This window comes from Pseudolabrys sp., from assembly GCF_050250095.1.
Lineage (GTDB): Bacteria > Pseudomonadota > Alphaproteobacteria > Rhizobiales > Xanthobacteraceae > Pseudolabrys.
In genome coordinates, this window is the sequence record NZ_JBFWPH010000002.1 from 514,791 (window position 1) to 538,422 (window position 23,632).

A 23,632-nucleotide genomic window follows, 5' to 3' on the forward strand; every position below is an offset into this window, starting at 1 on the left:
TCCGAGGCTGGACGAGGGCTCATGGCGAGCGACGGGACCACCGTCGAACGGTTGCGCCAGTATCTGCGTGAGCTGACGCCGGAAGCACGGGCGCTCTTGATCGCAGAGCTGGAACGAGCCGTGTTGCGCGGCGACGATGTCGCCGGCAGCGAGCTCATTCTGCATGAGCTGCGCCAGCTTGTGCGCGAGGCACGCGGTCTGACGCCGCGCCTGAACAGCGTGACGCGCGTGTTCTACATGCCCATCGAGCCGTTCCTGGTCGACGATATCGCCGATCACAATCATCCGAGCCGCATCGCCCGCGCATCGCTGTTGCCGATCTGGAACTGGATCGCGCGCGAACTGCTGCCCGACGATACGCAGGCCTATGCCGACGATGCCGGCGACGCGCTGCTGGCCGGTGACATCAAGCGCGCGCTCGCGCTGGCCGGCCCGCTCCAGGACAAGGCCGCCGACGTCATCGAGCGCGCCTTCGCTGCGGTGGCCAATGACGAGAAGGCCGGCCGCCGGCTTCGCTCGCAGATCGGCACGCCGCGTTCGGAGGAGAGCACGATGTTGCTCGCCCGCGCGCTGCGTTGGCGCGGTGTGTTCGATAATTTTGCGGCGCGGCTGCCGTTGCAGATCGCGGACCTGTCCGGCGCCCGGCTCGACGAGATCAAGGCGATGATCGACGGCGAGAGCGCGCAGGAGCCGGCGAACTTTCCCTGCTTCCTTCTCATCGTGATGCGGCGGCTCTCGGAGCCGTGGCAGATCATCCGCTTTGCCATCAAGGCGGCGGGCACCGACCATTCGACGCGCGTTGCCGCGTCGAGTTACGCGATCGCGGTCAACATCGTTCTCGCGGAGATGAGCCGGCTGGTCAGCGAGCTGAAGGGTGAGCTGCGGTCCGGCCGTGGCGTGGGCTGCGGCATTCTCCTCAAGAACATCCACGACGCCGCGCGCGGCCTGCGCACCGAACTCGACATCTCCGGTGAATCGCATTGGGGACGGCAGCTTGCCCAGTTGCGCGCCCAGGTGTCGGGCCTGCTGAAGTCCGAAATCGAGTCCGTGCCGGGGCGGGTGCGCCGCCTGCTGCGGCCGCGGTCCGCCGTCGATATCCGGCCCGGCGCCGTGCTCAATGCCGACGACGTCTCGGAGACCGAACTGCTGGTCGATTTCGCCGGCGCCTGCCGCAACTTCGCCAGCGAACTTGCGATCAACGAAATCACCCAGCGCGCCTATACCGAACTCCAGCAGTATCTCGACAATACCACCCGCACGCTGGTCGACGGTCTGCGCAACGCGGGCGAGGCCGAGCGGCCGTTCCGCCAGTCGCAGATCGACGCGGCGGCGCGGTTCTGCGGCAAGGTCTTCGGCGCCGAATATGCCGCGATGATCTCGCGCTCGGCCGAGGCGGCGCGGGGCGGCGAGCAGGTTCGCGCCCGCGGCTGACGGCGGTAAAAACCGCTATATTCCCAGTCTCTTGGCCCGCGACGCCGGGCGCATTGCAGCCATGATCGCGCCTGATATACCGCTTGCGCGCGAGCGGCGTGGATTCTGGCGGCGGCAGGCGTTCTCGACATGGTGCTCTGGCTTTTCTTTGCCCTGATGACGGCGGCGGCGATTTTCGCCGTGCTGTGGCCGTTGTCGCGGAGCGTCCGCCGCAGCGAGGGCAGCGACGTCGAGGTTTACCGCGACCAGCTCGACGAGGTCGCGCGCGACCGCGCCGCCGGCCTGATCGGCGACGCTGAAGCGGAGGCGGCGCGCATCGAAGTGTCGCGGCGGCTGATCGCGGCGGCGGAGAGCGCGGAGACCGCGATCCCGGCCGGCTCGCCGGTGTGGTGGCGGCGGGGCGCGGCAGTCGTCGCGCTGATCGTGCTGCCGGTGCTGGCGAGCGGCGTTTATCTCAAACTCGGTTCGCCGCAATTGCCGGGTGAGCCGCTCGCCTCGCGGGAGCGATCGCCGCATGCCAATCAGTCGCTCGCCAGTCTCATTTCGCAGGCGGAAGCGCATGTCGAGCGCAATCCGAGCGACGGCCGTGGCTGGGAGGTGCTGGCGCCGGTCTATCTGCGCATGGGCCGGTTCGACGACGCCGTGAAGGCGCGGCGCAATGCGCTCATTCTCAATGGCGAGACCGCCGACCGTCAGGCCGATCTCGGCGAGGCGCAGGTGATGGCGGCAAACGGCATCGTGACCGCGGAAGCGCGGCAGGCGTTTGAGCGCGCCATCGGGCTCGACGCCAAGCAGTTCAAGGCGCACTTCTTCATCGGCATGGCGCAGGAGCAGGACGGCCGCAAGGACGAGGCCGCGAAAACCTGGCGAGCCCTGATCGCGGAGTCGCCCAAGGATGCGCCGTGGATTCCGTCGGTGCGGCAGGCTCTGGCGGCGCTCGGCGCGTCGCCGGCGGGCAACGCGCCGCCGCAAGCTGAAGGATCGAACGCCACCGCCGCGCCCGGTCCGAGTGCCTCGGATGTCGCCGCCGCATCGACGATGACGGACGCGGAACGCGGCGACATGATCAAGGGCATGGTGTCGCGCCTTGCCGACCGGCTTGCGCAGGACGGCTCCGACGTCGAAGGCTGGCTGCGCCTGATGCGCGCCTATATGGTGCTGGGCGAGAGCGACAAGGCTGCGACCGCCACCGCCGGTGCGCGCAAGGCGCTTGGCGCCGATGCCGACAAGTTGCGCCGGATCAACGATCTCGCCGCGCAGCTCGGTATCAAGGGATAACATTGGAAGGCTCATGACACGCAAGCAGCGCCGGCTGGTATTGATCGGGTCTTGCCTCGCGGTGCTCGCCGTCGCGGTGGGTTTGGTCCTCAGCGCGATGAGCGACTCCATCGTCTTCTTCAATTCGCCGACCGATATCGCCGAAAAGAACGTCGCGCCGGGCACCCGGCTGCGGCTCGGCGGCATGGTGAAGCCGGGCAGCGTGAAGCGCGGCGACGAGTTGCGCATCAGCTTCGAGGTGACCGACGGCGCGAAGGAGGTTCGCGTCGCCTATCAGGGCATCGTGCCGGACCTGTTCCGCGAAGGGCAGGGGGTCGTCGTCGAAGGCAGACTGGAGCCGGGCGGCACGTTCCGCGCCGACAGCGTGCTGGCCAAACACGACGAAAAATACATGCCGCGCGAGGTAGCCGACGCCTTGAAGAAATCCGGACACTGGCAGGAAGACAGCGGCAAGTATGGCGGCCAGTACGGCGGCAAGACGCAAGGGGCCGCGAAATGATCGCCGAGCTTGGACACTATGCGCTGGTGCTGGCGCTCGCCCTTGCGCTGATTCAGGCGGTGGTGCCGGCGATCGGGGCGCGACGCGGCGACCATGCGCTGATGCAGACGGCCGGCTCGACCGCGCTGGTGCAATTTGCCTTCGTGGCATTCTCCTTCGCGGCGCTGACGACGGCCTATGTGACCTCGGACTTCTCGGTGGCGAACGTCTACGAGAACTCGCACTCGCTGATGCCCGTCATCTACAAATTCACCAGCACCTGGGGCAACCACGAAGGCTCGATGCTGCTCTGGGTGCTGATCCTGTCGCTGTCGGGCGCGCTGGTCGCGGTGTTCGGCGGCAATTTGCCGGCGACGCTCAAGGCCAATGTGCTCGCCGTGCAAAGCTGGATCGCCGCGGCGTTCTACGTCTTTATTCTCCTGACCTCGAACCCGTTCCTGCGGATTGCCGACGCGCCGTTCGAGGGGCGGGACCTCAATCCGATCCTGCAGGACTTCGGCCTCGCGGTGCATCCGCCGTTGCTCTATGTCGGCTATGTCGGCTTCTCGATCTCGTTTTCGTTCGCCGTCGCCGCGCTGATCGAAGGGCGGATTGACGCGGCCTGGGCGCGCTGGGTGCGGCCCTGGACGCTTGCGGCCTGGATGTTCCTGACGCTCGGTATCGCGATGGGGTCGTACTGGGCCTACTACGAACTCGGCTGGGGCGGCTGGTGGTTCTGGGATCCGGTGGAGAACGCCTCGCTGATGCCGTGGATCGCGGGCACCGCGCTGCTGCATTCCGCGGTGGTGATGGAAAAACGCGATGCGCTGAAGGTGTGGACCGTGCTGCTTGCGATCCTTGCCTTCTCGCTGTCTCTGATCGGCACCTTCCTGGTTCGCTCCGGCGTGCTTACCTCCGTGCACACCTTTGCCAGCGATCCCACGCGCGGCGTGTTTATTCTCGGTATTCTTGTCTTCTTCATCGGCGGCAGTCTCACGCTCTTCTCGTGGCGCGCGCCGCTCCTGAAGCAGGGCGGGCTGTTTGCGCCGATCTCGCGCGAGGGCGCACTGGTGTTCAACAACCTGTTCCTGACCGCGGCCTGCGCCACCGTCTTTGTCGGCACGCTCTATCCGCTCGTGCTCGAGGCGTTGACCGGCGAGCGGATTTCGGTCGGCGCGCCGTTTTTCAATCTGACATTCGGGCCGCTGTTCATTCCGCTGCTGCTGGCGATGCCGTTCGGGCCGCTGCTCGCCTGGAAGCGCGGCGATCTGCTCGGCGCGGCGCAGCGGCTCATGGCCGCGATCGGCCTTGCGTTGGTCGGTGTCGTGGTCGTCTTCGTCGCGGAGGGTGGGCATGTCAGCCTCGCGCCGTTCGGGATCGGGCTTGCGGTTTACGTCATGGTCGGCGCGGTGAGCGATCTGGTGGAGCGCACCGGTCTGTTCCGTCTTCCGCTGGCCAGCGTGCGGCGCCGGGCCGTCGGCTTGCCGCGCTCGATCTGGGGCACGGCGTTTGCGCATTTCGGCATCGGCCTGACGGCGCTCGGTATTGTCAGCGTCAGCCACTGGGGCAGCGAGCGCATCGTGTCGCTCAAGCCGTCGGAGACGGTGGCGATCAAACATTATCAATTGCGCTTCGACGGCTTGATCCCGCGGCAGGGGCCGAATTACAGCGAACAGATTGCGCGCTTTACCGTCAAGAAGGGCGGCGTCGATATCGGCGTCATGGAGCCGGGCAAGCGCAGCTTTGCGTCACGGCAAACCACCACGACGGAAGCCGCCTTGCTGACGCGCGGCGCAAGCCAGCTCTATCTTTCTCTGGGCGATTCCGGCGCCGACGGCTCGGTGGCGGTGCGGCTTTACTACAAGCCGCTGGTGCTGCTGATCTGGTTCGGCGCCGTGGTGATGGCGTTCGGCGGCGCGCTGTCGCTGTCGGACCGCCGGCTGCGGATCGGCGCGCCCAAGCCGGCGCGCAAGGTTGCGGCGAAGCCCGCCGAAAAGCCGGCCATGACGCCGGCAGAGTGACAGCCATGAGACTCATCGCGCGCGTCCTGTCCGCCGCCGCAATCGCCATCAGCGTGATGGCGGTGCAGGCGCATGCCGTGCAGCCGGATGAAGTGCTGAGCGATCCCGCGCTCGAAGACCGCGCCCGTGCGCTGTCGCGGGAATTGCGCTGCATGGTTTGCCAGAACCAGTCGATCGACGACTCCGACGCGCCGCTCGCGCGCGACTTGCGCCTGCTCGTCCGTGAGCGTCTGACCAAGGGCGACAGCGACCGTCAGGTGCTGGACTTCCTGGTCGCGCGCTACGGCGAGTTCGTGTTGCTCAAACCGCGGCTGGAATGGCGGACGCTGGTATTGTGGGTGACGCCGCCGGGCGTGGTGATCGTCGGGCTCGTCGCGCTCTATGTTTTTTCGCACAAGCGGCGGCAGCCGGGCGCGCATAACGTTCCGCTCACACCGCAGGAACGTGACAAGATTGCTAAATTGACCGGCGGCGATCCCGGAAAGACTTCGTAAGATATTGAAAATACTAGATAAAAATCTTCCACACCTTACCAATTTGTAATTTCGCGGTCAGCCTGCGGTAAGGCGGCGGTCTTCATCTTGTCGACAACAACGGAGCGACATGCGCTCCCCCGAATTCGACGAGATGGAGATCACGACGATGACCCCGAGCGATCATGCTCCCACCCCGCGCAGCGCCGACAAGCCGCGCACATCCGCCTTGCGCCGCTTCTTCCTGGTAACGACCGCGATTGCCGGTATCGGCGGCGCGGCCTTCGTGCTGGCGCCGACGCTGCCGCCGCATGGCGGCTATCCGACCGCGGCAGCGCAGAACCTCACCGAGCAGGCCAAGAAGGTCCAGACGCCGGTCGGCTTCGCCGACATCGTGGCGCAGGTGAAGCCCGCCGTCATGGCGGTGCGTGTGAAGATGAACGACAACGTCCACCCGTCGCGTTTCAATTCCGACGATCTGCCGCCCGGCTTGCAGGAATTCTTCAAGCGCTTCGGCATGCCGGACAACATGCCGAACGGACGCCGCGGTCCGCGCGGCCGCGATCACATCACCGGCCAGGGCTCGGGCTTCTTCATCTCGGCTGACGGCTATGCGGTGACCAACAACCACGTCGTCGACAAGGCCGACAGCGTCGAAGTGCAGACCGACGACGGCAAGATCCACACCGCCAAGGTGATCGGCACCGATCCGCGTACCGACCTGGCGCTGATCAAGGTCGAGGGCGGATCGTTCCCCTATGTGAAGCTTGCCGACGGCAACCCGCGGATCGGCGACTGGGTGCTGGCGGTCGGCAATCCATTCGGCCTCGGCGGCACCGTGACGGCCGGCATCGTTTCGGCCCGCGGCCGCGACATCGGCGCCGGCCCCTATGACGACTTCATCCAGATCGACGCGCCGGTGAACAAGGGCAACTCCGGTGGCCCGACCTTCGACACCGAAGGTCATGTGATCGGCGTCAACACCGCGATCTTCTCGCCGTCCGGCGGCTCGGTCGGCATCGCCTTCGCGATTCCCGCCTCGACGGTGAAGAACGTCGTCGAGCAACTCAAGGAGCATGGCTCGGTGACGCGCGGCTGGATCGGCGTGCAGATTCAGCCTGTCACCAAGGACCTCGCCGACGGCCTCGGCCTGAAACAGGCGAAAGGCGCGCTGGTCGCGGAGCCTCAGGATAACGGCCCGGCCGCTAAGGCCGGTATCAAGGCCGGCGACGTCATCACCGCCGTCAACGGCAATGAGGTCGAGGATGCGCGCGACCTCGCCAAGAAGATCGGTTCGATGGCGCCGAACAGCTCCGTGAAGCTCACCGTCATGCGCGACGGGTCGGAGAAAACGGTGTCGCTGACGCTCGGCGAACTGCCCGGCCAGAAGGATCTGCGGGCGGACGCCGGCAGCAACGATAACAGCGACGGCACCGATGTGGGCAAGCTCGGCCTGACGCTGGCGCCGGCGTCGCGCGTCGCCGGTGGCGGCAGCGAAGGCGTCGCGGTGACCGGCGTCGATCCCTCGGGCGTGGCTGCGGATCGCGGCTTTGCGACCGGGGACATCATCCTCGAAGTCGCCGGCAAGTCGGTGTCGAGCCCGTCCGATGTCCGCAAGCAAATCGCCGACGCCCGCAAGGACGGCAAGAGCGCCGTGCTGATGCGGATCAAGAAGGGAAGCTCTTCGCGTTTCGTCGCGCTGCCGATCGGGCGCGGCTGATCGAGACAGGGCCTGTCACCGGCGAACCGTCGCCCCCCGACCGGTGGCAGCCCTGCGGGGCGGGTTAAGGAGCCCGTCCCGCCAGAATACGCGGTCCCATTCGACCGCGGCCAGAACTCCAGATCCGGCAACCGTCGCCCCCGCCGGACTGGGGTCGCCGGGCGGGCGGTGGAGAAATCCACTGCCCGCCCGCGCATCTCGGGGGCTGGGCATTTTGCATATCGTTGGAGACCGTTTCGGAGGCGAGGGCGCGCAGCAAACGGCTGGACATGAGGTGAGCGATGGCCATTTATGCGCAGGACAACAGCCAGCTTCCGGACCTGACGGCCGAAGCGACCACGGGGCGGGTGCCGATGCGGCTTCTGCTGATCGAAGACGACCGCGATGCCGCCGACTATCTCGTCAAGGCGTTCCGCGAGGTCGGCCACGTCGCCGAGCACGCCGCCGACGGCGAGGAGGGCCTGGCGCTCGCATCGGACGGCGATTACGACGTCCTGATCGTCGACCGCATGCTGCCCAAGCGCGACGGCCTGTCGGTGATCGGCGCGCTGCGCGACAAGGGCGTCGAGACCCCGGTGCTGATCCTCTCCGCGCTCGGCCAGGTCGATGACCGCGTCAAGGGCCTGCGCGCCGGCGGCGACGACTATCTCCCCAAGCCCTATTCATTCTCCGAGTTGCTCGCCCGCATCGAGGTGCTGGCGCGCCGCCGCGGCGGACGCGGCGAGGAGATGGTCTACCGCGTCGGCGACCTCGAGCTCGACCGGCTGTCGCACCGGGTGACCCGCGGCAAGGAGGAAATCCTGCTGCAGCCGCGGGAATTCCGCCTGCTCGAATACCTGATGAAGCACGCCGGGCAGGTGGTGACGCGCACCATGCTGCTGGAAAACGTCTGGGATTATCATTTCGATCCGCAAACCAACGTGATCGACGTGCACATCTCGCGTCTGCGCTCGAAAATCGATAAAGGTTACACCCAGCCGCTCCTGCAAACGGTGCGCGGCGCGGGGTACATGATCCGTGACGGCGCTCGGTAAGCTTTTCCGAACCACCACATTCAAGCTCACGCTTGCCTATCTGATCGTTTTTGCGCTGTTTGCCGCGCTGCTGCTCGGCTATTTCGCACTCAACACGCGCCGCCTCGTCACCGAGCAGATCACCGACACCGTCAACGCGGAAATCACCGGCCTGTCCGAACAATACCGGCAGGGCGGCATCCGCCGGCTGGTGCTGATCATCGAAGCGCGGTCGCGCCGGCCGGGTTCGAGCCTCTATCTCGTCACGACCTTCAACGGCGACACGCTCGCCGGCAACATCAGCGCGCTCGATCCCGGCGTGCTCGACAATCCGGGCTGGAGCGAGACCGGCTATCGCCGGCTCGACGAAGCCGGCGCCGACCGCGGCCATGAGGCGCTGGTGCGCGTCTTCCAGTTGCCGGGCGGCTTTCGCCTGCTGGTCGGCCGCGATCTCGACGAGCGGCAACGGCTGGAGCGCATCATCGCCTCGGCGGGCCGCTGGTCGGCCGCCGTGGTCGTGCTGATCGGACTGATCGGCGGCGTGTTCGTGACGCGCCGCGTGCTGCGCCGCGTCGACGCCATGACCGACAAGGCGCGCACCATCATGGAAGGCGATCTGTCGGGGCGGCTGCCGGTGACCGGCAGCAATGACGAGCTGGATCGTCTCGCCGAAAATCTCAACGCCATGCTGGAGCGCATCGAGGCGCTAATGCATGGCCTGAAGGAAGTCTCCGACAATATCGCGCACGATCTCAAGACGCCGCTGACGCGGCTGCGCAATCATGCCGAGGAGGCGTTGCGCACCGCCAGGGACGAAGCGTCCTACCGCGAGGCGCTGGATCAGACCATCGAGGAATCCGACGGGCTCATCCGCACCTTCAATGCTCTGCTGATGATTGCGCGCGCCGAAGCCGGGCAGTCGAGCGAAAGTCTGACCGATTTCGATGCCGCCGAGATCGCGCGCGGTGTCGGCGAGCTGTACGAGCCTCTTGCGGAGGAAAAGGGTCTCACGCTCAAGGTCGAGGCCGAGACGCCGGCTCCGATGGTGGGCAATCGCGAGCTTGTCACGCAGGCACTTGCCAATCTGGTCGACAACGCCATCAAATACGGCGGGACGGCCACGCCGGCGGACGGCGTCAATGGCGCGGCGCCGGAGATCGTGGTGCGGGCGGTGGGCGAGGGCGACAAGATCCTGCTCACCGTCGCCGATCGCGGTCCCGGCATCCCTGAAAGCGACCGTGGCCGCGTCACGGACCGCTTCGTGCGGCTGGAAACGAGCCGCACCGAGCCGGGCTCCGGCCTCGGCCTCAGCCTCGTCGCGGCGGTCGCCCGCCTGCATGGCGGCGAGCTGACATTTGAGGACAATTCACCGGGCCTCAAAAGCATCATTGCCTTGCCGCGCGGAGGCCCGGTACAGACTACGGCATGACTGCCGGCCGACGAAAATCCGCAAAAACGCGCAAAGCCACGAGAAAGACCGCGAAAAAGAGCCGGCGCTCCGCCCGGCCGGCCACTGCCGCCGGCAAGAAGGCGGCAAAATCGCCGTCGAAATCGTCTCCGAAGCCGCCCGCCACGTCCGCTGCCCGCGCAAGGCCGGCAGCGCCGTCGAGCGGTCCCTTGCTGTCGCGGATCGTCACCGCGCCGGTGCTGGCGGACGCCAAGGCGGCCCGAGCGCGGGTGGCGGCGTGGCTCGACGACGATGTCAGGGCTGCCGACCGTAAGGCGCTGCGGGGGCTGTTGGACGGTAACGCTGCGCTTGCCGGACTGATCGACAGTCTGGCGGAAAGCTCCCCCTATCTCTGGGATCTGGTGCGCGCGTCACCCGAGCGGCTTCTGAAAATTCTGCGCGGCGATCCCGACCGTAACTTTCCCGATCTTCTCGAAGCGACCGCCAAGGCGGCCGCCGCCGCACGCGACGATGAAACCGTGGCGCGGCTGCTCCGGCACATGAAGAGCGAGGCGGCGCTCACCATCGCGCTTGCCGATATCGGCGGGGCCTGGCCGGTGATGCGCGCCGCCCACGCGCTGACCGAGCTTGCCGACGCGGCGGTTTCCGCGGCGGTGCGCTATCTACTCGCCGACGTCGCGCGCGCGGGCCGATTGAAACTGCCGGACAAAGCGAAGCCGGAGGAGGGCTCCGGCTACATCGTGCTGGCGATGGGCAAGATGGGTGCTTTCGAGCTGAACTATTCGAGCGACATCGACCTCATCGTTTTCTACGATCCCGACGCACCGGCGCTTGCGCCCGACATCGAGCCGGGTCCGATGTATGTGCGCATGACACAGCGGCTGGTGAAGCTGCTGAACGAACGCACCGCCGACGGCTACGTGTTCCGCACCGATCTGCGGCTCCGGCCCGATCCGGCCTCGACGCCGATTGCCATCTCGCTCCCGGCGGCGCTGTCCTATTACGAAAGCCACGGTCGCAACTGGGAGCGCGCGGCGATGATCAAGGCGCGGGTCTGCGCCGGCGACCGGCAGGCCGGCGCCGCGCTGCTCGACGCACTCTCGCCCTTCGTCTGGCGCAAGTATCTCGACTACGCGGCGGTTGCCGATGTGCAGTCGATGAAGCAGCAAATTCATGCCTATCGCGGGCATGGCGAAATCGCGGTCGAGGGGCACAACATCAAGCTCGGACGTGGCGGCATTCGCGAGGTCGAATTCTTCGCCCAGACCCAGCAACTGATCGCCGGCGGCCGCGACCCCGCGCTGCGCGACCGGCAAACCCTGCCGACGCTGGTTCAACTGTGCGAGGGACGCTGGATCGACGCCGATGCGCGCGACGAAATGAGTGCGGCTTATCTCTTTTTGCGCGAGGTCGAACACCGTCTGCAGATGGTCAATGACGAGCAGACCCAGACCTTGCCCGACGACGCCGAAGGCATGGAGCGTTTTGCGCGCTTCATGGGCTTTCGCAACCGCGATGCCTTCGCCAAGGCGCTGGTCGTGCATCTGGAAAATGTGCAGCGGCAATACGGCAAGCTGTTCGAGGCGACGCCGGGCGCCGAGCGGTTCATGCTCAATTTCCCCGAGGACCATGACGACCGCAGGACACTCGACCGGCTCAACGAATTGCGGTTTCGCGGCGCGCTCGAAGCCTCCGCGACCATCCGCGGCTGGCTTGCCGGCGGCCATCCCGCGCTGAAGTCTGAGTTTGCCCGCGAGGAGATGCGCGGGCTGGTGCCGGTGCTGCTCGAACATCTGTCGCGGGCGGAAAACCCCGATGCCGTGCTGATCCTGTTCGACCGCTTCCTTGCCAATCTTCACGGCGGCAGCCGGCTCTTGTCTTTGCTCAAGCAGAATCCGCCGCTGGTCGCGCTGATTGCGATGGTCCTCGGCACCGCGCCGCGGCTCGCCGATACGCTCGCCCGCTATCCGGACGTGATCGATGCGCTGGTCGAGCCGAGCTTCTTCGGCGCGCTGCCGGACGATGCGGCTCTCAATGCGCGGCTGAAGACCGCGATTGCGGAAGCGCGTTTCGATCAGGACTTGCTGGAGCGTATCCGCATGTTCGGCCTCGAACAGATGTTCCTGATCGGCGTGCGGGTGCTGACCGGGACGGTCTCGGCGGCTCAGGCCGGTGAGGCCTTCGCGCGGCTCGCCGATGCGGTGATCCGGGCGGTGCATCGCGCCGTCGCGGACATGTTTGCGGAGACGCACGGACACCTGAAGGGCGAGGCGTCCGCCGTCCTGGCGCTCGGCAAGCTCGGCGGCAACGAGATGACGGCGGCGTCCGATCTCGACCTGATCGTGGTCTACGATTTCAACGACGCAAAGCCGGAATCGGACGGCTCGCGCAAGCTGCACGGCGTGCAGTATTACGCGCGTTTGACACAGCGGCTGATCAATGCGCTGACCGCGCAGACCAATTACGGCGCGCTCTATCAGGTCGACATGCGGCTGCGGCCGTCAGGCCGTTCCGGCCCGGTCGCGACCAAGCTCGGCAGCTTCGACAGCTACCAGCACGACGATGCCTGGACCTGGGAGCATATGGCGCTCACCCGCGCGCGTGTTGTCTCGTCGCCGCCGGCCTTCGCCGCGAAGGTCGAGGGCGTGATCGACGACGTGTTGCGGCTGCCGCGCGACACGGCGCAGATCGCCGGCGACGTCGTCGAAATGCGCGGCGCGATCGCCGCAGAGAAAGGCGAGAGCGAACGCTGGGATCTCAAATATGTGCGGGGCGGGCTGATCGACATCGAATTCATCGCGCAATATCTTCAGCTTGTGCACGCGGCGAAGACCCCCGACATCTGCGACACCAACACCGCGCGGGTGCTTGAGAAGGCGCGCCGGCTCGGCCTGCTGGCCGCCGAGGATGCCGAAGTGCTGCTGCCGGCGGTGCGCCTCTATCACAATCTGACGCAGATCCTGCGGTTGTGCCTCGCCGGTCCCTTCGACAAGAAGGAGGCCGGCAGCGGGTTGCTGCGGCTGCTCGCGCGCGCCGCCGACGTGCCGGATTTCGCGACGCTCGAGGCGACGCTCACCGAGACACAGGACAAGGTCCGCGAAAGCTTTGTCCGGATCTTGGGCGATGAGCCGCAGGCGCGGCGGCTGGGGGAAGAGGCTTAGTTATTTTGCGCGTGATCTTGCCCGAAAACCGGTTCCCACTTTTCGGGATCGCGCGCTAGGCGGCGCTCATACGCGGCAGCCGGCATTGCGGCTCGAGCGGCATGCGGACCGTCACCAGCGTGCCGCGGCCGGGCATCGAGCGGATGCGCATCGCACCGCCGTGCAGTTCGATCAGCGATTTGGCGATCGCGAGACCGAGGCCGGAGCCCTGATAGCTCTTGGTGTGCTGGCTCTCGACCTGTTCGAACGGGCGCCCGAGCCGGCTCAGCGCTTCCTTCTCGATGCCGATACCGTTATCGGCGATGCTGAACACCGCGCAGTCGCCGCAGGTGCGCCCGCGCAGCGTCACGCTGCCGCCGGCCGGGGTGAACTTCACCGCGTTCGACAGCAGGTTGAGCACGATCTGCTTGAGCGCGCGGCGGTCGGCCTTGAGCGCGAGGTCCGGCGCGATGCGTGTTGTGACGGAAAGCGCCTTGTCCTGTGCCCGCGCAGCAACGACGCGGATCGCTTCCGCGAGCAGCTTGTCGAGATCGACATATTCGAAGTCGAGCCGCAACCGGCCGGCTTCGATCTTCGACATGTCGAGGATGTCGTTGATGACGTCGAGCAGGTACTGGCCGCTCTGGCGGATATCGCTGCAATATTCGCTGTATTTCTCGGCGCCGAGCGGGCCGAACATGCCTGACTCCATGATCTCCGAGAAGCCGATGATGGCGTTGAGCGGCGTGCGCAGTTCGTGGCTCATATTGGCGAGGAATTTCGACTTCGCCTGGTTGGCTTCCTCAGCGCGGGTTTTCTCGGCGGCGTATTGCCCGGCGAGCTCGGCAAGCCGTTCGCGCGATGAGGTCAGGTCCGACACCGTCGCCATCAGCCGCTTCTCGCTGTCCATGAGCTTTTCCTCATGGGTCTTCAGCGCGGTGATGTCGGTGCCGACCGAAACATAGCCGCCGTCCTTGGTGCGGCGCTCGCTGATGTGCAGCCAGCGCCCGTCGTCGAGCTGCGCCTCGAAGGTGCGCGCGCCCGGCTCGGTCGCGGCTTCGGAGACGGTGCGGGTGTGGACGACCGGCTTGCTGCCGGCGGCGACGACGGACTCGTAGGACGCGCCGACGGTGATCGCCTCGTCGGGCAGGTTGTGCAGGGTCTGGAAATTCGAATTGCACATCACGAGGCGGTTGTCGGCGTCCCACAGCACGAAGGCTTCCGGCACCGTCTCGATCGCGTCGCGCAGTCGGATGTCGGCGGCCGCGGTCTGCTCCATCAGCGTCTTCTGCTCGGTGATGTCGACGGCGATGCCGATCAGGTGGTGGCCCGGCTCGCCGGCGTTGCGGACAAGCTCGCAGCGCGCGCGCAGCCACACCCAGTGGCCGTGAGCATGTCGCATGCGGAAGTCGTGGTCGATCGCCGCGCTGCCGGCCTCGGCAAGTTCGCCGGCCAGTTCATAGAGGCGCACGTCGTCGGGATGAACCAGCGCGCTGACCTCGCCGAAGGTCAAAAGTCCGTCCTTGGCCTCGAGGCCGAGGATGGTGAACATCGAATGCGACCAGAAAATCCGGCCGCGCGCGAGATCCCAGTCCCACAGCCCGCAGCGGCCGCGGTTGAGCGCCGTATCGATGCGGCTGCGCACCGTTTCATAGATGTGGTCGGCCTCCCGCGCCCGGGTCGATTGCCAGTGGAAGGCGAAGCCGAGGATCAGCACCACGAAGCCGGTCGTGGCGGAGAGGGTGATGGTCAGCGCCGAGACCGAGCGCCAGGGGGAGAGCGCATCGCCTCGGGATTGCACGACCGCGAGCTGGCCGAACGGCGCCGGCAGCATGCGCACCGTCGCCATGACCTCAGTGTCGTTGGTAAGCGTCAGGTCCATCACGCCCGCGCCGGCGCCAAAGGTGGTGAGGGGTTGCGAGGGACCGAGGATGTCGATCAGGCGGCGCCCGAGCAGACCGGACGCGCCCGGCTGCGCGGCGGTGATGATGCCGTCGGCGTTGGCGAGGAGAAACATGCGGCCGGCGCGCGCCGCCCAGTCGGGCACCGCATCGGCAAGCAACTGTTGGGGGCGCTCGACCGCATCGGACGGCTTCGCGAGCGGGCGATGGAAGCGCTCGGCGAGCACGTCCGCCGCCGCCGCAAGGCCGCGGGTCGTCTCGGCCAGCGTCTGACGGCGCTGGTCGAGCACCTGCACGCCCGCACCGACGCAGATGGTCAGGAGGAAGGCGACGATCAGGATCGGCACCGCGCGACGCAGAGCCGGTTCGGCCGTCAACAGCCGCCGGTACGCCGGTTTGGCGATCGACTGCGCGAGGCCGCTGATAGAATCAGAACGCAAAGACGCACTCGCCGCCCCGGCGCGCGCCATGTAGTGCCTCCGCTCGGATAGTCCCCTGTCACCCTTGAGCCGGAAGGATGTGCCGCATCTCTCCGAATCAACATGTTTATAAGAATCGATGCGGACTCTTTTGTCGAGAGTCGCAGTCAATAATTTTCGGTTAATTGCTCACAGCGAAGTGCGGTGTGACCTGAAAGACTCACACGACGTGATAGGCGCTCAGGCCGGCGCCAGCGCGCGTTCGACAATGTCGGAGACATCGCGCGACAGCGATGGCGCGGCCTTGATGCGCGCAAGCGCGGCTTCCGCCTTCGCGCGGCGGCCTGCCTCGAGCATGCGCCAGGTGCGGAAGGCGGTGGCGAGCCTTGCCGCGACCTGCGGGTTCTTCGGGTCGAGCGCCAGCACCGCCTCGGCGATGAAGTCGTAAGCCGCGCCGTCGGTCCGGTTGAACTGCGCCGGATTGCCGAAGGCGAAGGTCGAGATCAGCGCGCGCATCCGATTCGGATTGCTCATCGAGAAGGCGGGATGCTTCACCAGATCCCTGACCCGGGTTAGCGCGCCGTCGCCCGGCATCGCCGCTTGCAGCGCGAACCATTTGTCGATGACGAGCGAGTCCTTTTCGAAACGCTTGTAGAAGTCGGTCAGCGCGCGGTCGCGGGCCGGCGTGTCGTGCTGGCTCAGAGTGGCCAGCGCCGCCATGCGGTCGGTCATGTTGTCGGCGGCGGCGTATTGCCGCTCGGCGCGGGCAAGCGCCTCCGCTGTGCCGGTCGCGGCCAGCAGATCGAGCGCTGCGTTGCGCAACGCCCGGCGCCCGGCGCTCGCCGCATCGGGCGAATAGGAGCCGGAACCCGCCATGCCGTCGTAAAGCGCTGCGAGACGGGAGCCGAGCCTGTCGCCCACCGTGACGCGGAGCGCGCGCCGCGCGTCGTGGATCGCCAGCGGGTCGATGTCCTTGCCGATCTCGCGGGCGAGATCGCCTTCGCTCGGCAGCGTCAGCGCCAGCGCGACGAAGGCGGGTTCGAGCCGTTTGTCGGTGGTCAGGTTCGACAGCGCGGTCATCAGTCCGTCGTCGAAGCGGGGCTGGTTGCCGCCGCGCAGGGCGGCGACCGCGGCCACCAGTTGCTGCGTCGCCAGCGTCTGGATCGCCTGCCAGCGATTGAACGGGTCGCTGTCATGGGCCGCGAGGAAGGCGAGGTCGTTATCGGTGAGGTCCGTTGTCAGCCTGATCGGCGCCGAGAAGCCGCGATTGATCGACAAGACCGGGCGTTCACCGATGCCGCCGAAGACGATCGACTGCGTGCCCTCGGTCAGCAGCGCGACGTTGTTGGCGATACTGCCACCATCGGCGCGCGTTAAAGGCAGATCGCGGCCGTCCTTGCCGACGAGGCCTAGCGCGAGCGGAATGACCATCGGCTTTTTGTCAGGCTGTCCCGGCGTCGGCGGCACGGTCTGCGCGAGATCGAGGATGAAGGTTTTCGCCGCGGCATCGTAGCGGCCGCTGGCGGTAACCGCGGGCGTACCGGCCTGGTTGTACCAGCGCATGAACGGCGTGAAGTCCTTGCCGCTCGCGTCGGCAAAGCACTGCACGAACTGTTCGATGGTGGCGGCTTCGCCGTCGTGCCGCTCGAAATAGAGATCCATGCCGGCGCGGAATGTCTCCGCGCCCACGACGGTCTTGATCATGCGCACCACTTCGGCGCCCTTCTCGTAGACCGTCGCCGTGTAGAAGTTGTTGATCTCCTTGTAGACCTCGGGCCGCACCGGATGGGCGAGGGGGCCTGCGTCCTCGACGAACTGCGCGGCGCGCAAACCCCGAACGTCGCCGATCCGCTCCACCGCGCGCGAGCGCATGTCGGCGGAAAATTCCTGGTCGCGGAAAACCGTCAGGCCTTCCTTCAGGCAAAGCTGGAACCAGTCGCGGCAGGTGATGCGGTTGCCGGTCCAGTTGTGGAAATATTCGTGGGCGATCACGGCCTCGATGCCGTTGTAATCGCCGTCGGTCGCGGTCTCGGAACTGGCCAGCACGTATTTGTCGTTGAAGACGTTGAGGCCCTTGTTCTCCATCGCGCCCATGTTGAAGTCGGACACCGCGACGATCATGAAGATGTCGAGATCGTATTCGCGGCCGAACACGTCTTCGTCCCAGCGCATCGACCGCTTCAGCGCGTCCATCGCATAGGCGCAGTATTTTTCCTTGCCGGGCTCGACATAGATCTTCAGCGCGACCTTGCGGCCGGACATGGTGACGAAGTCGTCCGAGACGTGGCCTAGATTGCCGCCGACCAGCGCGAACAGATAGGACGGCTTCTTGTGCGGGTCGTGCCACACTGCGAAGTGCCGGCCGTCCGGCAACTCGCCGCTGTCGGTCAGGTTGCCGTTGGCGAGCAGGACCGGCGCTTCCTTCCTGTCGGCCTCGATGCGTGTCGTGTAGACCGCCATCACGTCGGGACGGTCGGGGAAATAGGTGATGCGGCGGAAGCCTTCGGCCTCGCATTGCGTGCAGTAATTGCCGCTGGTGCGGTAGAGGCCGGACAGCTGCGTGTTGGCGGTCGGATCGACTTCCGTTTCGATCTCGAGCGTGAAGGCCTTGCCGGGCGGCTGCGGGATGGTGAGGCTGTCCGGCGTCGCTGCGTAGCTGTCGCCCGTTAGCGCCTTGCCGTCGATCTTGATCGAGCGCAGTGTTAGTCCGTCGCCGTCGAGCACCAGCGGCCCGGGCGCGGTGGCGGGATTGGCCTTGAAGGCGATGCTGGCGCGCACCACCGTCCTGGTCGGGTGCAGCGAAAAATCCAGATCGACGGTCTCAACGAGCCAGTCGGGCGGGCGATAGTCGGAAAGGCGGATCGGCTGGCCGGTGTCTGTGCGCATGGGGGAGATTTAGACAATTGATGGGGCGATTGTAAGGGCGGGACGATTGCGCTTGGCGCAGACCACTATCTCAGGCCGTCCTCGCCCTTGATGTCTTCTTTCTTGAGGCCGCCGACGCGCGGCAGCGGTCGGCCGCCGGTCGTGACCGCGACGGCGACGACGATCTCGCCGGCGCGCGGCGCATCGGTGACCGAGACCTGCATGCCGTCGAAGTGGCTGCGCACGAAGGCCGCGTCCTTATGGCCGAGCGGGATGTCGAGTTCCGCGCCGGGCCCGCCGCGTTTCTTCGAGGACGGGATGAGGGCCGCGCCTTTCGTCAGCGTCTTGCGGACCGGCGCGCCCATTTTCGGATGCAGCAGCGCGGCCGCGTGCTCCATCTCGCCGTCGGCGCCGACCAGCGCCGCTTTGCCGTAGCTTTCCACCTTGCCGCCGTCGATGCCGAGCGCGGCGACGGCGCGTTCGGACAGGATGTGCCCAAGCTGCTCGCCCATCTCGATCATGGGGCTGAGGTCCTCGACATAGCGGCCGGCAAACGGGTTTTCGATGACCGCGATGGCCGCCGCGCGCCGCACGGGAGGCGTTACCGGCTGGCCCATCTCGGTCAGCGTTTCATCGACAATGATGACGAATTTCCGGATCCTGGCGTCCACGGCGCTGCTCCTATCCACTGACGACCTCGGGCAAGCGTTCGGCCGGCGGCGTATTGCGGCTGCGGCCGGTGCGCACGACGCCGTCGATGACCGTCATGCCGATGCCGGGCAGGTCGCCGAGCCGCACGCTCTCCAAGAGGTTTGCGCCGGCGGAATGCTGCGCCTTGTCCATCAGCACGAAATCCGCGGCGCGGCCGACCTCGATCAGTCCGCAATCGAGCTTGCGCATCCGCGCGGTGTTGCCGGTCGCGAAACAGAACGCGATTTCCGCAGGCACATCGCCGAGCGATGACAGCATCGCCACCATGCGCACGATGCCGAGCGGCTGCACGCCGGAGCCGGCCGGACCGTCGGTGCCGAGGATGACGCGGTCGAGCTGCTTCATCTCGCGGGCGAGCCGCAGCGTGAACAGCGCGGCGCGCTCGTTGCCGTTGTGCACGATTTCGAGGCCGCGGCGGCAGCCCTCGCAGATGCAGCGGATTTCCGCGTCGGGCAGGGCGGTGTGGCCGCCGTTAATGTGGCCGACCACGTCGGTGTCGGCCTCAAGCACCACGTCCGCTCCAATAAGCCCGGAGCCGGGGATCGACGGCCCGCCGGTGTGGATCGTCGACTGGATGCCGTATTTGCGCGCCCAGGCGACCATCTGTTTCGCGCCCGCGCCGTCCTTGACGCCGCCAAGGCCGACTTCGCCCAGGAGCTTCACGCCGGCGTCGGCGAGATCCTTGAAGTCTTGCTCGGTCATCCCAGGTTCGAGCACCGGCGCGCCGGCATGGAGCTTCACGCCGCCGAAGCGGAAATTGTGGAAGCTGCGCTGCGCGGCGATCGCGTGGGCTTTGAGGCCGACGATGTCCCGCGGCCGGCCCGGATGATGCACTTCGCCCGCCGAGATCATCGTGGTGACGCCGCCATGCAGCGAAGAGTCGATCCAGCCCAGTTGGTTCTGTCGCGGGGTCCAGTCGCCGGCCACGGGGTGGACATGGCTGTCGATCAGACCGGGCGTGAGCACGGTGCCGCGCGCATCGACCACCGTGGTGGCGTTCGCTGTGTCGACATCCTTCGCCCTGCCGATCGCGGTGACGCGGCCGTTCTCGGCGACGACGGTGTCGGCCTCGAGGATCGGATGTTCCAGCGCGCCCGACAGCACGAGGCCGATATTGCGGATGACGAGTTTGGAGGGGGCGGTGGCCGCGGGAGCGTCATGGGCCATAAAGGAAGCCTCCCGTTTGGTCGGCGCGGTACAACGCTAGAGAATGATGCTCGGATTGCGGATGCACTGATCGCAGTTGATGAGGTTCACCTGCTTGGCGGAAATCTTCCAGGCGCCGTCCAGCTTGCGGAAACGATGGCCCGCCCAGCCGGCCAGCATGCGAATGTCGCCGTCCCAGAATTCGCTGATGAGGAAGTTCGAGCGCACCATGCGCTGACCGTCCGTCTTGCAGCGGAACACCTCGACATTCGAGACGATGCGCGAGGTGCGGGAGGAGGGAGCCTGCGACCAGGCATAGCCGGTGCGCAGCCGGTAGACCCGATCCTCCAGCCGGCGGCGGTCGTCGAACATCACCGCGATCTCGCGGCGCGGATCGCCGGCGTCCGGCGTTGACGGCACCCAATAGCCGCATTCCGGCGCGAATAGCGCGAGCCAGTCCTCGAACAGTAGCCGGTCGAGCAGGCGCGCTTCCTGTTCGAGCAGGCGGCGGAACAGGTCGCGCTCGCTCACATCGTGGATCGCGCGCTCCTCGGTCTGCCAGTCGGTGTAGTCGGCGACCAGTTCGCCGTACCAGGCGTCGGTGACGTAATAAGAGAAGCGCGACGGATCGTGGTTCTGCACGTTCATGACGTCACGGCTCCCGCCGGATCGCGATATTGGGCTCGTTCTTCATCAGGTGCTTCCACTCGCGGATATACTCGCGCATGAACAGCTCGTCGGTGGCCGGCGCCTTCAGCGTGCCGTCCTTGAGCGTGACGGTGCGATCGGGAATGCCGTAGCCGCGGTGCATGTAGATCCACTCGTCCTCGGTGCATTGCAGGCCGCGCTGGATCTGCTCGAAATTGGCGATGTCGTCGACCTCGCCGAAATTCGGGAAGCCTTCCTGGGTGCGCATGCGCAGCGCGTTGATGTCGGCCACGACGTCGTCGCCGAGCGAGCCGTCGACGTCCTCGATGCGGGTGCCGTACCAGACCGCGTCGGTTTCGTCGTAGGCGACCGGCTGGAACACCTGGATGTGGTTGCCGAGCAGCGACAGGTTCGGAAACACGTTGATGTTGACCGGCTCGGAGCCGGCGAGGTCGAGCATGGACTCCGCGCGCTCGCCGTATTTGGTGCGCAGCCGCTCCGCGACATGCTCCATGCCGGGATGCAGCGACTCGATCGCCCACAATCCGCCGGGTCGCGCCTGCAGGTTCGGTCGCTTGTCCTTGAAGTGATGGCCGTTGCCCATGTACTGGATGTACATCGGCAACTCGTCGGGCTTGGTCTTGTAATAAGACATGCCCTTGGAGGTCTCCTCGTCCTTGAAACGGTTCTCCGTTTCGAGCAGCGAGTGGTGCGAATAGAGCACGTGATAGCCGTCGCCGGAGTTGTCGTAGGCGAGCTTCCAGTTGCCCTTGTACTTGAAGCGATTGGCCTCGCAGACGGTGATCTTGCCGCCGGGATTGCGGTCGATCCATTCGTCCATCGGCTTGCGGATCGGTCCGAGATGTTCCGGCAGCGGTGCGGCGTCCATGTTCAGCGTGCCGAAGATGAAGCCGCGGTAGGATTCGACGCGCGGCACTTGCGCCAGATTGAACTTCGGATCGCGCACGAGACTGGACGCATAGCCGTCAGGCCACGGCACGCCGCGCAGCTTGCCGGTGTTGAGGAAGTTCCAGCCGTGATAGGGGCACTGAAACGACCGGCTGTTGCCCTTGTCCCAGCGGCACAGCGTGGTGCCGCGATGGGTGCAGCGGTTGTAGAGCGCGCGGATCACGCCATCGTTGTCGCGGGTGATGATGAGCGGACGCAGGCCGAGCTTGCCGGTGATGAAGTCGTTCGGGTTCGGGATCTGGCTCTCGTGGGCGAGATAGACCCAGGTGCCGCCGAAAATGTGTGTCATCTCGGCGTCGAACACCGCCGGATCGGTGTAGAGCAGGCGATGGACGCGATCCTCCTGCACCAGTTCGTCCCAGTCATAGAGCGGGGCGTTGGCGACACGCGACGGAGTGCGAACGCGCTCCAGGTCCGTCATGATGGTTGTCCTTCCAAACTCAGCTTATTTTATGAGCATGATCTTGACCGAAAACCGGTTCCCATTTTTCGGGATCATGCCCTAAAAGAAGTCGAAATACTCGTCCTGCTCCCAGGCGGTCGGTTCCTCGCCGGCAGGATCGATGTTGTTGTCCTTCAGGTAAGTTTCGTAACGGCCAAGCTCGGTGCGTTTGATCTTCGCATAGTAGTCGACGAACACCTTGCCGAATTGCTCGGCGAACAGCAGCTCCTTCTCGAAGTGATGCAGCGCGTCGGTCAGAGACTTCGGCAACATCGGCCGCTGCGAGGTGTAGGGATCGGTTTCCGGCTGGCCGGGATCGCGCTTGTTGGCGATGCCGTCGCGGCCGGTGACGAGCTGTGAGGCAATATAGAGATAAGGATTGGCCGACGGCTCGCCGATCCGGTTCTCGATGCGGCTTGCCGGGTCGCCGGCGGCGGCCAGCACGCGCAGCATGACGCCGCGGTGATCGGTGCCCCAGGCGACGCGGTCCGGTGCCAGCGAATTGACGCGGAAGCGGCGGTAGCCGTTGATCGTAGGACTTGCGAGCACGGTCGCGGCGATGCCGTGATGCATCAGTCCGCCGAGATAATGCTGTCCGAGCGGCGACAGCGCGCTGCCATTCCTCGGTGTAAAGAGGTTATCGCCGCTCCTGGCGTCGACCAGCGACTGATGCAGATGCCAGCCGCTCGGGTAATAGCCCTTGAGCGCGGGGCGCGGCATGAAGGTCGCAAGATAGCCGTTGCGGCGGCAAAGCTGCCGCGTCGCGGTGCGGAACAGCACCAGATTGTCGGCGGCGGTGAGCGCGTCTTTCGGCGCAAAGGTGCATTCGACCTGACCCGGTCCCCACTCGTTTTCGATCGAGCGCAGGGGCAGGCCGAGCTTTTCCAGCGCATCCGCGATCTGCGCCAGCAGCGGATGCATCAGGTCCATGTTGGTTTCGGAGTGAAACGAGAAGCCGGGCTCGGCGGGATAAGTGCGGATGGCGTGGCCCTTGAGGCCGGGGCGGCCGACATGTTCCTCGGTCAGATGCTCTTCGGCGAGGCGCAGCAGATACCACTCGACCTCAAGGCCGATCAGGCTGCGCATGCCGGCCTGTTCGAGCGCGGCGATCTGGTTCTTGAGCAGGCGGCGCGGCGAGAAATGGAACGGCACGCCGGATATGAAATATTCGTCGCACAGGATCCAGCCGACCTGCGGCTCCCACGGCAGCACGCGGAAGGTCGCCGGATCGGGGACGAGAATGAGGTTCGGCGAGCCGGTCATTTCGTCGAGGCCCATGCCGCCGCCGCGCGTGAACGACGCGAAAGTGCGGGCGCCGGATGCATCGAGCGTCGTGGTCGCGACATTGATGTTGTAGCCGTTCTCCAACGCGCCGAGGAACGCCGGGACGGTTACCGTCTTGGCACGCGAGGCGCCGTGCGGGTCGGCCCAGGCCATGCGGAACAGCTTCAGCCCGTCGGCCTTGACGCGCGCCTTGATCTCGTCGGCTGCGCGGCGCTGGTCGTTCGACCAGAGGCCATGCTTCTCGATAAAACCCGCCATCCCTGCGTCTCTGTCCCGCCGCGTCCG

At 66.3% G+C, this 23,632-nt stretch carries 17 protein-coding genes; 9 read left to right on the forward strand and 8 right to left on the reverse strand.

Annotation, left to right across the window (positions count from 1 at the left end; translation table 11 throughout):
* Nucleotides 1-21: 21 nt before the first annotated feature.
* The 8 genes from AB7F10_RS07750 (at nt 22) to AB7F10_RS07785 (ending at nt 9,843) form a co-directional block, all read left to right on the forward strand.
* Complete coding sequence (locus AB7F10_RS07750; RefSeq protein ID WP_428558934.1) at nt 22-1,431, forward strand: hypothetical protein; 1,410 nt, start codon at nt 22-24, stop codon at nt 1,429-1,431.
* Between the two features lie 129 nt (nt 1,432-1,560).
* On the forward strand, nt 1,561-2,709 hold the full coding sequence (gene ccmI, locus AB7F10_RS07755; protein WP_428558932.1) for a c-type cytochrome biogenesis protein CcmI: 1,149 nt from the start codon (nt 1,561-1,563) through the stop codon (nt 2,707-2,709).
* Between the two features lie 13 nt (nt 2,710-2,722).
* Nucleotides 2,723-3,208: a cytochrome c maturation protein CcmE gene (gene ccmE / locus AB7F10_RS07760; protein ID WP_428558929.1), complete on the forward strand. Its 486-nt coding sequence runs from the start codon at nt 2,723-2,725 to the stop codon at nt 3,206-3,208.
* Nucleotides 3,205-5,208, forward strand: a complete 2,004-nt coding sequence (locus tag AB7F10_RS07765) for a heme lyase CcmF/NrfE family subunit (RefSeq protein WP_428558926.1) — start codon at nt 3,205-3,207, stop codon at nt 5,206-5,208. Before ccmE ends, AB7F10_RS07765 begins: the two co-directional genes overlap by 4 nt.
* 5 nt (nt 5,209-5,213) lie before the next feature.
* Nucleotides 5,214-5,702 carry a cytochrome c-type biogenesis protein gene (locus AB7F10_RS07770; RefSeq protein WP_428558924.1) on the forward strand — a complete coding sequence of 163 codons (489 nt, stop codon included), beginning with the start codon at nt 5,214-5,216 and terminating at the stop codon, nt 5,700-5,702.
* A gap of 109 nt (nt 5,703-5,811) precedes the next feature.
* Nucleotides 5,812-7,401, forward strand: a complete 1,590-nt coding sequence (locus AB7F10_RS07775; protein ID WP_428558922.1) for a Do family serine endopeptidase — start codon at nt 5,812-5,814, stop codon at nt 7,399-7,401.
* Nucleotides 7,402-7,754: 353 nt separating this feature from the next.
* Entirely contained in the window at nt 7,755-8,435 is a 681-nt protein-coding gene (locus AB7F10_RS07780) for a response regulator transcription factor (protein WP_428560000.1), read from the forward strand.
* Nucleotides 8,419-9,843, forward strand: coding sequence for a sensor histidine kinase (locus AB7F10_RS07785; RefSeq protein WP_428558920.1), 1,425 nt, complete (start codon nt 8,419-8,421; stop codon nt 9,841-9,843). The genes AB7F10_RS07780 and AB7F10_RS07785 overlap by 17 nt, the downstream gene beginning before the upstream one ends.
* On the opposite strand, the gene AB7F10_RS07790 is transcribed toward AB7F10_RS07785, so the two are convergent.
* Entirely contained in the window at nt 9,833-10,051 is a 219-nt protein-coding gene (locus tag AB7F10_RS07790) for a hypothetical protein (RefSeq protein ID WP_428558918.1), read from the reverse strand. The genes AB7F10_RS07785 and AB7F10_RS07790 overlap by 11 nt on opposite strands.
* Between AB7F10_RS07790 and AB7F10_RS07795 the strand changes: the two genes are divergently transcribed.
* Complete coding sequence (locus tag AB7F10_RS07795) at nt 10,032-12,983, forward strand: bifunctional [glutamine synthetase] adenylyltransferase/[glutamine synthetase]-adenylyl-L-tyrosine phosphorylase (protein WP_428558916.1); 2,952 nt, start codon at nt 10,032-10,034, stop codon at nt 12,981-12,983. The genes AB7F10_RS07790 and AB7F10_RS07795 overlap by 20 nt on opposite strands.
* A gap of 55 nt (nt 12,984-13,038) precedes the next feature.
* Here the strand turns inward: AB7F10_RS07795 and AB7F10_RS07800 are convergent, their stop codons facing one another.
* From AB7F10_RS07800 to AB7F10_RS07830, 7 genes are all read right to left on the reverse strand, one after another.
* A complete protein-coding gene (locus AB7F10_RS07800) occupies nt 13,039-15,333 on the reverse strand; it encodes a PAS domain-containing sensor histidine kinase (RefSeq protein WP_428558914.1) in 2,295 nt (764 codons plus the stop codon).
* A 189-nt stretch (nt 15,334-15,522) separates the two neighbouring features.
* Nucleotides 15,523-18,168, reverse strand: a complete 2,646-nt coding sequence (pepN, locus tag AB7F10_RS07805; RefSeq protein ID WP_428558911.1) for an aminopeptidase N — start codon at nt 18,166-18,168, stop codon at nt 15,523-15,525.
* Between the two features lie 65 nt (nt 18,169-18,233).
* Complete coding sequence (locus AB7F10_RS07810; protein ID WP_428558909.1) at nt 18,234-18,818, reverse strand: amino acid synthesis family protein; 585 nt, start codon at nt 18,816-18,818, stop codon at nt 18,234-18,236.
* Between the two features lie 10 nt (nt 18,819-18,828).
* A complete protein-coding gene (locus AB7F10_RS07815) occupies nt 18,829-20,025 on the reverse strand; it encodes an amidohydrolase family protein (RefSeq protein WP_428558906.1) in 1,197 nt (398 codons plus the stop codon).
* Nucleotides 20,026-20,061: 36 nt separating this feature from the next.
* On the reverse strand, nt 20,062-20,652 hold the full coding sequence (locus AB7F10_RS07820) for an aromatic-ring-hydroxylating dioxygenase subunit beta (RefSeq protein ID WP_428558904.1): 591 nt from the start codon (nt 20,650-20,652) through the stop codon (nt 20,062-20,064).
* Nucleotides 20,653-20,656: 4 nt separating this feature from the next.
* The gene (locus tag AB7F10_RS07825) at nt 20,657-22,042 is read right to left on the reverse strand and encodes an aromatic ring-hydroxylating oxygenase subunit alpha (RefSeq protein WP_428558902.1); all 1,386 of its coding nucleotides are present in this window, start codon (nt 22,040-22,042) and stop codon (nt 20,657-20,659) included.
* 81 nt (nt 22,043-22,123) lie between these two features.
* A complete protein-coding gene (locus AB7F10_RS07830; RefSeq protein WP_428558900.1) occupies nt 22,124-23,605 on the reverse strand; it encodes a glutamine synthetase family protein in 1,482 nt (493 codons plus the stop codon).
* Between the last annotated feature and the right edge of the window lie 27 nt (nt 23,606-23,632).